Raw genomic sequence first — 12,343 nt, forward strand, 5'->3', positions numbered from 1 at the left:
ATGACCTCGGACGCTTTCGTACCTGCCGGCTTCACCCCGCCGACGTCGCTGGTCACCGACCGGTTCCGCCTCGAACCGCTGGGTCCGCAGCACAACGTGGCGGATCACGCCGCGTGGACGTCGAGCATCGAGCACATCCGCGCCACGCCTGGTTACCCGGACGGCAACTGGCCGCCACCGAGCGGCATGTCGCTGGAGAAGAACCTTGCCGACCTGCGCCGTCATGCCGACGACTTCGTCAACGGCACCGGGTTCACCTTCACCGTCCTCGACCCGGGCGACGGCGACGTCATCGGCTGTGTCTACCTCTACTCGTCAGCCTCGGCGGAGTACGACGTGACCGTCCAGTCCTGGGTACGGGCCGACCGGGCAGACCTGGACGTGCCGCTCGCCGACGCCGTCGCGGACTGGATCGCCACCGACTGGCCCTGGCAGCGCCCGGACCGGTGCGGCCGGTGAGGAAGCGGTGACTATCCGACTGTCCGGCGGCGGAGTGCCGTCCCCTGGTCGTTGATCGCGGTTGCTCCCGTGACGCGCAGCAGGTCCAACTTGTCGGCGTCCGGGGAGCCGGCGGGTGCCGTGTACACCACGACGCGCAGGTCGGAGCCGTGCGCGGTCAGCACGTCGCAGTCCAGGGTCACCGGGCCGACAGCCGGATGCGCGACCGTCTTGCGTTCGCTCTCGTGCGCGGCGACCGCTCCGGAGTCCCAGAGGGCGGCGAAGTCCCGACTGGCGGAGTGCAGCGCGGCGACGAGTGCCGCCAGCCGGCGGTCATGCGGATGAGCGGCCGCTGTGGTGCGCAGGTCGGCGACGAGGGCGGCCGGCAGGGCCGGGGAGACACCGTCGGGGGCGACACGCCGCCAGGCGGGTGACGCGCCCGGCAGGAACAGGACACGCAGGAGGTTGCGCTCCTCCGGGGCCACGACGGCCGGGTCGCCGAACAGGGACGCCCACAGCGGGGTCCAGGTGAGCAGCGTCCAGTCGGCCGAGAACACGGCCAGCGGGACGTCGCCCAGGCGGGCGACGATGCGGGCCACGCCGGGCGGGATGTGGGTGCTCACGTCGCCCGCGGCGGGTGGCAGCAGACCCGCGGTGCGGTACAGGTGGTCCCGTTCGGCATTGTCGAGTTGCAGGGCGCGGGCCAGAGCCGCGACGACGTGCGCGGACGGGTTGCGGGCACGGCCCTGCTCCAGGCGGACCACGTAGTCGACCGACAGGCCGGCGAGGGACGCCAACTCCTCGCGACGCAGACCGGCCGCCCGACGGCGGGCCGTGGTGGGCAGGCCGGTGTCAGCGGCGGAAAGCCGGTCCCGCCAGGCCCGTACGGCGGCACCGAACGCACTGGTCACCTCACCAGTATCCCGACCGGCCCGAGGCTCGGCCTGGTACTGCTGGTCCTACCGTCGTACCGGGTGCTGGCTACCCGCCGCCGCCGCGGCCACGGTCGAGGCATGACCGAGACGATGCTGATGACCGGCGCGAGCCGGGGAATCGGGTGGCACGCGGCGGTTGCGATGCTCGCCGCGAACCCACGGCTGCGGATGTTCGTGACCGATCGCACCGGCGGACTGGCCGAGGCCCTGCGCGACAAGAGCGGAAACCAACAGGTGTACGGCGTACGCACCGACCTGGCTTCCCTGGGCTCGGTACGCGCCGCGGCGGACCACGTGATGCGGCGGGCCCGGGTTACGTCGTTCGTCGGCAACGCGGGACTACAGGTGACCAGCGGGGCCCGGTGCAGCGCCGACGGGTACGAGGTGACGTTCGCCGTCAACGTGCTCGCCAACCACCTGCTGCTGCGACTGCTCGGCGACCAGCTACGACGAGCGGTGATCACGGCCTCGGACACCCACTTCGGGGACTTCCGGCACAACCTGGGGCTCGCGCCCGCGCCGGTGTGGCGGCCCCCGGCGGAGCTGGCCCGTCCGGATGGGCCGCACACCTCGGTAGCCGGGCGGACCGCCTACTCGACGAGCAAGCTCGCCGTCATCCATCTCGTGCACGAGTGGGCGCGGCGACTGGACAACACCGAGGTGTACAGCTGGAACCCGGGCTTCGTTCCGGGCACCGGACTGACCCGCGACGCGGGTCCGATCGTGCGGTTCGCGGCGGCCCGGGTGCTGCCGCTGCTCACCCTCACCCCGTTGTCGGTGAGCCCCCGCACCGCCGGCCGTCACCTGGCACGGGTGGCGACCGGTCCGGCCGTGGCGCCGAGCGGGTCCTATGTGAACCTCGGGCGGGCCGAGCGCTCCTCGGACGCATCCTACGATCCACAGCGGGAGGGTGAACTCTTCGAAGCCGCCCAGGCTCTCACCGCGACCTGACAGCCCTGCGACGACACGCGCCCAGGCACCACGACGATCCCGCCGTGCTACCGGGCTCCGGTCACCGGGGGCGTCCACCCACGGTCACGACCGGTGAGCCCGAGGACGCGGTCGAGCAGCGGAGCGTCGTCGGGCCGGGCGATCGACGGGCCGAACAGGCCGGGCGTGCCGTCGCTGCTGGCCTGCTGGGAGACGAGCCGGTAAACCGTTTCCAGGGTCTGGTCGTCGATGTCGTACGGCTGCCCGGTCGCGCGGGCGAGATCCCATCCGTGCACGACCAGCTCGTCGAGCGCGACGACGCCCATGATCTCGGCCGGCAGCCGCACCCCGCCAACGGCGGTCTCGCCCGTCCAGGCGGCGGGCTCGCGCCAGGCGGCGACCAACTCGTCGAGCCGCCCCGGCAGTGCCCTGCGCCACTGCGGATCGAGCTTGTCGGCTGAGGGCTCACCCGGACCGTCCGGTGCGGGATCCGGTCCCTTCTCGGCAGCCGTCCGGAACGCGAGCGTCAGTCCTACGAGGTGGTCGAGCAGGTCACCGACCGTCCAGCCGGCACACGGAGTGGGACCGGAAAGCTGGTCGTCGGTGACCCCGGGCAGCAGCGCCTGCAACGCGCGGGCTGCGGGCGCGAGATCCGGGCTGCCGTGACTGTCGATCATCTCTGCTCCTTCGTCGCGAACTCCGCCGCACGCTACGCGCCGGGACCGACAGAACAGCGCGTGCGGACGGCCGATCAGGAGGTGCCGGGGGTGGCGTGGCGCCACTGGGACGGGGTCACCCCGTGTTCGGCGCGGAAGCGTTTGATGAAGTAGCTGACGTCGGGGTAGCCGGCGCGGCGGCTGATGGTCGCCACGGTCAGGTCGGTGTCGGTGAGCAGCAGGCGGGCCTGCTGCATGCGACGCTGCGCGAGCCACTGCTGAACGGTCCGGCCGGTCCTGCGGCGTACCACCGTGGTGAGATGCCCGGCGGTGAGCGCCAGTTCGGCGGCGACGTCGGCGAGTGAGATGGGCTCCCGGTAACGCCGCTCGATGACGTCGAAGACGGCCGCGAGCAGCGGCTCCTCCGCCGACCGCAGTTGGTCGGCGACTGCGGTCGGCAGCCGCGCCGCGGCCACCAGCAACAGGGTCAGGTGGGCGAGGGCGGCGTCCTGGTGACCGTCGCGCCGGGCGCGCAACTCGGTGTCGAGCGAGACGAGGCGCTCGACCCAGCCGGCCCGGTCGGACGGCGGGATGCGCAGCCGCTGCGCCCGGTGGGTGCCGTGGGCGAACGGGAGGAGCAACGGATGCGACCGCCACGACGAGTAGGCGCCCGACGTGCCGGGCCGCACCGCGTCGGTCGGGAACCACACCGCCCATCCGTCGGTGGCCGTGGTCTCGATCGGGTCGAGGAAGGAGACGACCTGCCCCGGTGCGATGACGAACAGGTCCCCGTCGGTCACCGTCCACCTGCGGCCGTCGATCACCAGCTGGCCGTCGGCACGGTGCGCGTAGAACAGCACCAGGAATTCGTGGGCGTGGGTACCGCCGGCGGCCGGCTGCGCGATCGGCGTACCCGGTGCCACCCGGGCCACGGCGACCGGGGCGAGGCCCGCCACCCGGCCGAACCCGATGACCGGCACACCCTGCCCGGTCGCCCCGACCGCGAGGGACCAGGGAACCGAACTTTGTCGCATCCGATCCACGGTTACGCCATTGTCCACGGTGTCACGCTCCACGACGCTGATGGTACGACCGAACTTCGTCTGATATCGGAGCGTCACATGACCGGACCGTCCCACCACACCGACGCGCAGCAGTACCTGCCCGGCATGGGCAGGCACTGGCTGCTCCCGCTCTACGATCCGTTCTCCCGCCTCGCCGGCATCGGGCGCATCCACGGGCAGCTGATGGACCGGGCGAACCTCCGGTCCGGCCAGCGGATTCTGGAGATCGGCTGCGGTACCGGCAACCTGCTGACCGCGCTCGGGCGTCGCGTACCGGACATCGACGCGCTGGGCATCGACCCGGACCCGGCCGCGCTGCGCCGGGCCCGCCGCAAGGCCGCCCGGCACGGGCTGCCGATCCGGTACGAGCAGGCGTTCGCCGGTGCGTTGCCGCTGCCCGACGACAGCGTCGACCGGGTGCTGTCCGCGTTCATGCTGCACCACTTGGACGACGACGAACGCGCCCGGGCGTTACGGGAGGCCGGGCGGGTGCTGCGCAGCGGCGGTGAGCTGCACGTGCTCGACATCGACGGCACCCCGTCCGGGCGGGGTGGCGGGATGGCGCACCGCAACGCCCGGGTGGCGGCCAGCCTTCCCGAGCGGGTGCTGGCCTCGCTCGTCGACGCCGGCCTGGCGGGCGTGGCGGGAAACGGCGGGGGTAAGGCGTGGTTCGGCCGGTTCGCCTGCTACCGGGCCGAGGCACCCTGAGGCGGACGACACCGCTTCACCGCAGGCCGGCTCAGTGCAGGGGCCGGCCGTGCGCGTCGGGTATCCCGGACTTGCGGTGGAAGTAGGCGTTGATCTGGTCACGCCACTCCCGGGCGCAGCGCAGCTGCTCGTCGAGTCGTTCGGTCACCCGGGCGTGCACCGCCGCGTCCACCAGCCCGACCAGCGACGTCCACCGCAGGCGGGCCGCCTCCACCTCGGCCACCCCGTCGAAGTGGGTGTCGTAGACGTGCTGGATGACGGTGCGACCGCTGTGCAGCACGTGCTCGTACGGCACGTGGTGGAAGAAGAGCAGCAGTTCGTCGGGGCAGGTGTCCGGGGACTCGTACACCCGGGACCACGGCCGGGGGTACTGGCCGGTGAAGCCGGTGCCGGTGGCCCGGGTGCGGTCCACGCCCACGCCGTCGCGATCGGCGAAATGGTACGTGCCCCACGGGGTGTACTCGTATCCGTCGACGTCGGGGCCGTAGTGCAGCCCCGGTCGCACCATGAAGCCCACGCCCAACGGGGCGGTGTAGCGCTCGTAGGTGCGCCACGAGTCGTCCATGATCTCGTGCAGGGTGCGGCGGAGCAGGTCCGGGTCGGCGGTGGTGTCCGGATGGAAGGTCAGCTCGATCCACTCGTCGAGCAGCTCCGCCGGTCGTAGTCGCGGATCCCAGGCCAGCCGGCCGAAGGCGTACAGGTTGGCCTGGGCCAGCGGATGTCCGGTCCAGAACGGGTCGTCGCCCACGTTCGACACGGCGACCAGGCCGCCACCGTCGGCGGCCACACCGGCGACGGTACGTCCGTCGTCGCCCCAGCCGAACCGCAGCACCTCGCTCCACCAGGGTGCCAGGTAGCACACGTGCCGCTGCTGGCCGGTGTACTCCTGCGTCACCTGGAACTCCACCGCCATCCGGGTGCCGGGCATCGCGGTGATCACCGGGGAGACGGGCTCCCGGGTCTGGAAATCCATCGGACCGTGCTTGACCTGCACGATGACGTTGTCCCGGAAACGGCCGTCGAGTGGGGCGAAGTGGTCGAACGCGGCCCGGGCCCGGTCGGTGGAGCGGTCCCGCCAGTCCTGCCGGTGGTTGTAGACGAAGGCCCGCCAGTGCACCACCCCGCCGTGCGGGGCCAACGCCTCGGCGAGCAGGTTCGCCCCGTCGGCGTGGTCGCGACCATAGCTGAACGGACCCGGTTGTCCCTCCGAGTCGGCCTTGACCACGTAGCCACCGAAGTCGGGGATGCGGGCGTACACCGCCGCCGTGGTCCCGGCCCACCAGGCCCGCACCGCGTCGTCGAGCGGATCGGCGGTGGGCAGGCCGGCGAGGACGACGGGCGCGGCGAAGGTGACCGAGAGGTGCACCCGGATGCCGTACGGGCGGAACTCGTCGGCGATCTCGGCGACGTCGTCGAGCCGCTCGGTGAGCAGCCGCGCCTCGGTGGCGTGGACGTTCACGTTGTTCACCGCCACCGCGTTGATCCCACCCGCGGCCAGCAACCGCGCGTACGCGCGCATCCGGGCCCGGTCGCGGCGGGGGTGGCCGGCCTGCCAGAAGATCGACCCACCGGCGTAGCCGCGTTCGACCTGCCCCATCACCGGGTGCACGTCGACGTTGTCCCAGTGGTCGAGCATGCGACGGCGCATCGCGGGACGGTGCGACCGGGCCGCGTGCGGCGCGCCGAACGCGGCCTCACCGAGGCGGATCAGGTGGAACAGCCCGTAGAGCAGCCCGGCCGGTTGGTCGGCGAGCAGCACCGTGACCTCGCCGTGGCGGGCCAGGGCGTAGCCTTCCGGGCCGAGCGGCGCCGCCTCGGCCGCCTCGACCTCGGCCAGGGCGGCGACCAGTGCGGCTGGGCCGTCGTCGCCGACGGCCGGGACCAGGGCGAGCACCAGGCTCGGCGGTGGCCCCTCCGCCCCTCGCCGGACGCTGCCGCCGTGCTCGGCGCAGGCCCGCTCGACCTCGGTGACGACCGTGTCGACGAGCCCTCCGTCGCCGAGTACGAGGCAGTGCCGGGAGCCGATCGCGCGAAACGCCTCGGGCGGCAGCCAGGCGGGGTGGACGTCGGTCGGGGCGGGGGCGGTCATCGCGCAGATCGTAACGTTCCCACCAAACACGTCAAGATACTTCCGGAAGTTCCGGTGACCGGTGGGCACGCCGCGCGGGCGTGCCCACCGGGCCGTCGCCCCACCCCCGTCAGGCCGGTTCGACGGGCAACCACAGCTCGCAGGTGGCGGTGCTGAAGTCGGCCGCGCGATCCAGGATCGCGACGATCGACGGGCCCGGCCGCAGCCGCCACGGGTTCGACGGGAACCACTCGGCCGCGGTCGCGGCCCAGGTCTGCTGCAGCGTCTGCGGGTACGCTCCGGCGGTACGGAAGACCGCCCACGTGCCGGCCGGCGTGGCGATGCTGTCCAGGTCGTCCGGGACCGTGGTGTCGCCGGTGACGGCGACCCCGTGCAGGTAGGTCAGCTCGGTGCCCTCGGCGGCGTCGGGAGCGACGTCGTCGGTGACCTGGAGCAGGCCGGCGGGCTCGGTGTCACCGAGTTCCTTGAGCCGCTGGTGCTCCTCGGCCGGCAGGGCGGTGACGTGCCGCTGGACGTGCGGGTTGACGCCGTGGTGGATGAGCGGAACCCGGGTGGCGTGTCCGACGAGCCGGAACGCGGGGCGGTCGACGATGCGGGTGTCCATGGGGGTGCTCCCTTCGACGCTCAGGCGGAACCTGAGTTGTGGCTGGGTACGAAGGGGGCCTCCGTCGCGGCGCACCTCACCGGGGCCGACACCGTGGACGGCCCGGAACGCACGTCCGAACGCCTCCGTGGAGCCGTACCCGTACCGCACCGCGATGCCGAGCAGGTCGTCCTCACCGCGGACGACGTCGGCGGCGGCGACGGTCATCCGCCGCCGGCGCACGTACTCCGACAGCGGAATGCCGGCCAGCGAGGAGAACATCCGGCGCAGATGGTACTCGGTCGTGCCGAGCGTCCGAGCCGCCCCGGTGACGTCGAGTTCCTCGGTGAGGTGCTCCTCCACCAGGTCGACGAGCCGGTTGAGTGCCGAGATCATGGGATCTCCCTTCGAGATCCAGCCTGGCCCGCCCGCCCCACGCGGCGCCCGATCGTTCTGGCCCGATCCGATCACGCGGGGAGCGGGGGCGGGGCTCGACGCACCGGCACCCGAGGCGACTCACGTCGCAGGTCAGTGCAGCGCGACGCGCTGGGCCACCGGTTCCAGGTACACCGGGAGGTGGTCACCGGCCTGCGCGACGAACATGGCCACCTCGTACGCCATGTCGCCGACCTCCGCGTCGCCGTCGATGCCGACGGCCAGGACGGCCCCGTTGCCGGTGGTGGCGTGGAACAGGAACGCCCGCGACATCTGCACCACGACCTGGTGCAGCTCGCCGTCACCACAGACCCGTGCGGCGGCCAGGCCCAGCGCCTGAAGCCCGCAGACCATGCTGGACAGCTGGCCGGCGAGTTCGTCGTCGATGCCCCGGGAGGCGCCCAGCAGCAGCCCGTCCGGGGAGAGCACCACCGCGAACTGGGCACCCGGCACGCGGTCGACGATGTTGTCGAGCGCGCGGCCGAGGTTGTCGGCGGTGGCCACCGCAGAAGTCATGGCAGGTCCTCTCGTTGACGGAACCGGTGGTCCGGACCGGTCCCCGTGGCTCAGTTCACGGCCCGTCGGGGCCACGGCTGTCCGTTCGTGGTGTACGACGGTTCGGCCAGGATGGTTCGAAGCATGGCCAACAGGTCGGTGCGGTTGGCGCAGTCGAGCCGCGAACGCATCCGGGCCACGTGGTGCTCCACAGTCTTGGCCGAGATGAACAACCGGTCCCCGATCTCCCGGTAGGTGAGACCGGCGACCACCAGTTCGGCCACCTCCCGCTCCCGGTCGCTGAGCCGGTGCGAGACGGTACCCGCCGCCGGTTTGCGGTCCTCGGCGGCGGACCGGCCCTGTAGCGCCCGGGCGCAGTCCAGCAACGTCGTCATCGCCCGTCGGTCCGCGGTACGGATGGCGGCCTGGCCGGCCAGCCGGGCGCCGTCCCAGCACAGGCCGGTGTCGTGCAGGCCCCGGGCGGCGGCCTCGACCCGGACCGGGTCGACGGTGCCGCGCAGCACCTCCAGCCAGCACTCGGCCGCGGCGGCCACCACGGCGGCGTACCGGCTGTGGCCGGCGGCGGCGACCAGGGCGGTCACGTGCTCGTCGGCGGCGGCCGGATCGTCGGTGAGGATCGCCGCGTGCAGTCCGCTCCAGTGCAGCGGGGTACGCCACAGGGGCGGGTCGGCCAGCCGGCCGAGCAGCTCGTGGGCGTCGCGCAGGTAGGGCTGGAGCCGGCCCAGGTCACCGAGCCGGGCACCGGCGATGGCCAGCTCACCCAGCGGCAGCAGGGTAAACAGGTCCACCGGGTGGCGGACCACCGCCTCCAACGCGGGCACCCATTCGCGCTGCAACGCGCCGAGGTCGCTGACCCGCCGGGCGATACCCATGGTCAGACCGGCGGCGAAGAGCAGGTCGCGGGGTCCGAGCGCGACGCCGGCGGTCGCCTCGGCGAACTGCTCGCTCGCCGCGGCGATCCGCCCCCGCGTCATCAGGATCCAGGCACGCAGCAGCCGGTGCCGGCCGGTCAGCAGCGGCCCACCGATACCGCTGGTCAGGGCCCGGTCCAGGACCCGCTCGGCGATGTCCAGTTCGCCGCAGTGCACGGCGGTCAGCGCCGCCAGCGCGGCGGGGCTGTCCGGCAGCAGCACCGCCCGCCCGTCCGGTTCCAGCAGGGCCGCCGCCTGCACCAGGGTGGACAGGGCCGCCGACGGGGTGCCGTGCACGCTCTCGCGTACCCCGTCGGCCATCAGCCGGGCGGCGCCGGCCGGCAACGTCGGCGGGCCGTCCACGACTGGTTCGGGATGCCCGGCCGGTCGGCCGGTGGCGAGGGCGCCGACGGTCGCGAAGGCGTGTGCGCTGCCCCCGCCCGACCAGCGGTACAACTCCACGCTGCGGTCGGTCTGTCCACGGTGGGCCAGGGCGGTGGCGGCGACCAGCGCGGCGTCCGCCCGACCGGCCGGCGCTCCCGTGGTGAGCAGCCGGTCGGCCAGCCGCAACGCGAGGTCGAGGTCACCGGCGAGAGCGGCGGCGACCGCCTGCCGGGCGGCGGTGGGTCGACCGGCGGCACCGGCCGCGGCGTACAGGCGCGCCGCCAGCGCCGGCTCGCCGCCGAGGGCCTCCTCCGCCGCCGCCTCCAGAGTGCCGGCCGGGCAGTCGCCGGCGACACCGGCCGCCAGCAGCGAACGCACCAGCGGCAACACGGGTGCGCCCCGGTTGAGCGCGAGTTCGCTGAGCAGGTGCCAGACGGCGGTACGGTCGGCGGCCGGGCTCAGCACGGTCACCGCCCGGCGCACCAGCGGAGTGGGTCGGCCGTCGGCGCCGAGCAGGCCCGCCGCCCGGGCCTCGGCGACGAGGTCGTCGATCTCCGCCGGTTCGCGGTTCAGCAGCGGGCGCAGCGCCTCCGCGGGCAGCGGAACGCCGGCGGCCAGCGCGATCAGCAGCCGCCGCACGTCGGCGGGCAGCTGTTCCAGGTCGGGGCCGAGATGCAGCACCACCTGGCGGGGCAGGTCGGTCGGTACACCGACCGTCTCCTGCTCGCGCAACCCGTCGGCCAGCCATGCCACGTGCCGGGGCGTCCCACCGGTCTGGGTGTGCACGAAGTCGACCAGGTCGGCGCGGCGGCCGAGGCGGGGCACGGCGGCGAGGTACGTGGCGGTGCGGGCCCGGGTGAACGGGGTGAGCAGGAGCTGGCGTCCCTCGCGGCGCAGCGTGTCGGTCAGCTCGGTCAGGGCCGCTGGTCGCGGCCAGGGGCGGTAGCTGATCGCGATGCGGTGTCGACGGTCGGTCACCAGTCGCCGCAGCGTGCGCAACCGGGCCTCGTCGAGCAGGTGCGCGTCGTCGATCAGCAGCGCCGTGTCGGGGGCGTACGCGTCGTCGGTGGCCGGCACCTCGGTGTGCACGGCGACGCCGGCCCGGGCGTACCGGGTGGCCACTTCCTGCAGGTAGGTGGTGCGGCCGTGGCCGCCCGGTCCGGCCACCCCGAGGGCGAGCGGTGCCGCCGGCTCCGCGGTGATCGCGTCGAGCAGGTCGGTCGCGTCGGCGGCGAGGACCAGCGGGCTGTCCGCCACGGCGCTCGGCATCATTGCGGTCATCCTTCGTGCCCCGGGCTGCGTACCAGCTTCCGGCGGGATCGCTTCGGCAGGTCCAGGGGCGGGTAGCGGATCGGCGGGCGGGGCGGCGGCTCGTCGGATGGAGTCAGGTCGTCGGCCGGGAACGGGCCGGCGGTGCGCGCCATCGAACCGACGGAGCCGGCTGCGACGGTGGCGGGGGTGCCGCCGGTCGCGGGTGGGCCGGCCGGTGGCGGCGGGCCGGCCGGCAGCGGGCGTGGGGACAGGATCCGGGTGCCGGCGGCGGCCGCGCCGGCCGCCGCGGTGTGCTGTGGGTCGGGCGCGGTCTCCACCGCGAAGCCGGCGGTGGCCAGCAGTTCGGCGACCAGCGGCACGCGGCTGGCACCGCCGGCCAGCAGCACGCCGTCGAGTTGCGCGGGTGTCAGGTCGGCGGCCCGGACGGCCTGCGCCAGCAGTTCCACTGTGGCCTGCACGGCCGGCCGGATCAGGTTCTCGAACTCCAGTCTGGTCACCGGCGCGCGGACGGGCCCGGCCGGCAGTGCCAACGCCACGTCGGTCTGCGACCCGACGGTCAGCTCCCGTTTGGCCCGTTCGCACTCGACGGGCAGCTGGCGCAGGGCGGCACGGGCACCGGGGCCGGCGGCGGCCAGGTCCCGGGCGAGCACGGACCGTACGTGCGCGGCCAACGCCTCGTCGAAGTCGACGCCACCGAGCCGGGCGAGCGTCACGGGAACACCGACGGTCTCGTACCGGTCCCGGGCGTTGCGTCGGACCAGCGCGGTCTCGAAGGTGTCGCCGCCGAGCGCGTACACGGCGGCGACACCACCGGCGAAGCCCCGGACGGCGTGTCCCTCCGCCACGGTGACCGTGCGGGGCAGCAGTGTCACCGCGCCCAGGCCGTAGTCCCGCAAGGCGTGGTGCAGCAGATCGCGACGGTACCGACCCCAGGACGCGGGATGGCTCAGCACGACCATCTCGGCCGGCGCGCCCCGGGCACCGTGAACCTGGTCGACCACGTGCGCGGCGAGCAGCGCGACGAGCGTCTCCGGTCGGTACCGCTCGCCGGCGAGCAACAGCGGCACCTCGTCGCCGACTCGGCTCAACACTCCCCGGGCGGTACGTTCCGGCTCGTCACCCTCACCGAGGGTGAAGGTCCCGTCGGTGGACAGCAGCAGCGTCGACGGCAGTGGGCCCGGCTCGGGATGCAGGGCGATCGGCTCCGGGTGACCCCAGTGCCCGTCGCGGTGGCGGGCGACCGCGGCGACGGTGCTGGTGTTGCCGATGTCGATCCCGAGCACGTAGGCCATCTGCTTTCTTCCTTGACCGCGTCGGCCGTTGGGGGTGGGCCGGACAGGCCCGCCGATGCGGGCCGCCCCGGGGAACCCCGTGGGCTCCTACGTTCGTACCAGAGATCACTCCGGCATCAGGAGCCCCAAC

The 12,343-nt window shown here is 73.6% G+C and carries 11 protein-coding genes; 3 read left to right on the plus strand and 8 right to left on the minus strand.

Annotated features, from left to right (window positions below):
• Positions 1–459, plus strand: coding sequence for a GNAT family N-acetyltransferase (locus O7605_RS27600; RefSeq protein ID WP_269741883.1), 459 nt, complete (start codon positions 1–3; stop codon positions 457–459).
• 11 nt (positions 460–470) lie between these two features.
• On the opposite strand, the gene O7605_RS27605 is transcribed toward O7605_RS27600, so the two are convergent.
• The gene (locus tag O7605_RS27605) at positions 471–1,349 is read right to left on the minus strand and encodes a helix-turn-helix domain-containing protein (RefSeq protein WP_269741884.1); all 879 of its coding nucleotides are present in this window, start codon (positions 1,347–1,349) and stop codon (positions 471–473) included.
• 102 nt (positions 1,350–1,451) lie between these two features.
• On the opposite strand from O7605_RS27605, the gene O7605_RS27610 reads away from it, so the two are divergent.
• The gene (locus O7605_RS27610) at positions 1,452–2,324 is read left to right on the plus strand and encodes an SDR family NAD(P)-dependent oxidoreductase (RefSeq protein ID WP_269741885.1); all 873 of its coding nucleotides are present in this window, start codon (positions 1,452–1,454) and stop codon (positions 2,322–2,324) included.
• 47 nt (positions 2,325–2,371) lie between these two features.
• On the opposite strand, the gene O7605_RS27615 is transcribed toward O7605_RS27610, so the two are convergent.
• Positions 2,372–2,980 (minus strand): TIGR03086 family metal-binding protein, encoded by a 609-nt coding sequence (locus O7605_RS27615; protein WP_269741886.1) that lies wholly within the window; start codon positions 2,978–2,980, stop codon positions 2,372–2,374.
• A 74-nt stretch (positions 2,981–3,054) separates the two neighbouring features.
• Positions 3,055–3,939 carry an AraC family transcriptional regulator gene (locus O7605_RS27620; protein WP_269742768.1) on the minus strand — a complete coding sequence of 295 codons (885 nt, stop codon included), beginning with the start codon at positions 3,937–3,939 and terminating at the stop codon, positions 3,055–3,057.
• Positions 3,940–4,080: 141 nt separating this feature from the next.
• Here O7605_RS27620 and O7605_RS27625 point away from each other — a divergent pair, with 141 nt between their 5' ends.
• Positions 4,081–4,731, plus strand: a complete 651-nt coding sequence (locus O7605_RS27625) for a class I SAM-dependent methyltransferase (protein ID WP_269741887.1) — start codon at positions 4,081–4,083, stop codon at positions 4,729–4,731.
• A gap of 31 nt (positions 4,732–4,762) precedes the next feature.
• Here the strand turns inward: O7605_RS27625 and O7605_RS27630 are convergent, their stop codons facing one another.
• The 5 genes from O7605_RS27630 to O7605_RS27650 all read right to left on the minus strand — a co-directional run bounded on the left by O7605_RS27630 (position 4,763) and on the right by O7605_RS27650 (position 12,213).
• Positions 4,763–6,820, minus strand: coding sequence for an alpha-glucuronidase (locus O7605_RS27630; protein WP_269741888.1), 2,058 nt, complete (start codon positions 6,818–6,820; stop codon positions 4,763–4,765).
• Between the two features lie 109 nt (positions 6,821–6,929).
• Positions 6,930–7,799, minus strand: coding sequence for an AraC family transcriptional regulator (locus O7605_RS27635; RefSeq protein ID WP_269741889.1), 870 nt, complete (start codon positions 7,797–7,799; stop codon positions 6,930–6,932).
• A gap of 132 nt (positions 7,800–7,931) precedes the next feature.
• On the minus strand, positions 7,932–8,354 hold the full coding sequence (locus O7605_RS27640; protein ID WP_164448927.1) for a roadblock/LC7 domain-containing protein: 423 nt from the start codon (positions 8,352–8,354) through the stop codon (positions 7,932–7,934).
• Positions 8,355–8,404: 50 nt separating this feature from the next.
• A complete protein-coding gene (locus O7605_RS27645; RefSeq protein ID WP_269741890.1) occupies positions 8,405–10,921 on the minus strand; it encodes a LuxR family transcriptional regulator in 2,517 nt (838 codons plus the stop codon).
• Between the two features lie 5 nt (positions 10,922–10,926).
• Positions 10,927–12,213 (minus strand): Hsp70 family protein, encoded by a 1,287-nt coding sequence (locus O7605_RS27650; protein WP_269741891.1) that lies wholly within the window; start codon positions 12,211–12,213, stop codon positions 10,927–10,929.
• Between the last annotated feature and the right edge of the window lie 130 nt (positions 12,214–12,343).

Origin of the sequence: Verrucosispora sp. WMMA2121 (assembly GCF_027460185.1) — a bacterium.
Taxonomy (GTDB): Bacteria; Actinomycetota; Actinomycetes; order Mycobacteriales; family Micromonosporaceae; genus Micromonospora; species Micromonospora palythoicola.

Bases quoted from the DNA above. Each gene is read 5' to 3' on its own strand.
- O7605_RS27625 (WP_269741887.1), top strand. From the start codon at position 4,081: ATGACCGGACCGTCCCACCACACCGACGCGCAGCAGTACCTGCCCGGC.
- O7605_RS27610 (WP_269741885.1), top strand. From the start codon at position 1,452: ATGACCGAGACGATGCTGATGACCGGCGCGAGCCGGGGAATCGGGTGG.
- O7605_RS27615 (WP_269741886.1), bottom strand. From the start codon at position 2,980: ATGATCGACAGTCACGGCAGCCCGGATCTCGCGCCCGCAGCCCGCGCG.
- O7605_RS27600 (WP_269741883.1), top strand. From the start codon at position 1: ATGACCTCGGACGCTTTCGTACCTGCCGGCTTCACCCCGCCGACGTCG.
- O7605_RS27630 (WP_269741888.1), bottom strand. From the start codon at position 6,820: ATGACCGCCCCCGCCCCGACCGACGTCCACCCCGCCTGGCTGCCGCCC.
- O7605_RS27635 (WP_269741889.1), bottom strand. From the start codon at position 7,799: ATGATCTCGGCACTCAACCGGCTCGTCGACCTGGTGGAGGAGCACCTC.
- O7605_RS27650 (WP_269741891.1), bottom strand. From the start codon at position 12,213: ATGGCCTACGTGCTCGGGATCGACATCGGCAACACCAGCACCGTCGCC.
- O7605_RS27645 (WP_269741890.1), bottom strand. From the start codon at position 10,921: ATGATGCCGAGCGCCGTGGCGGACAGCCCGCTGGTCCTCGCCGCCGAC.
- O7605_RS27640 (WP_164448927.1), bottom strand. From the start codon at position 8,354: ATGACTTCTGCGGTGGCCACCGCCGACAACCTCGGCCGCGCGCTCGAC.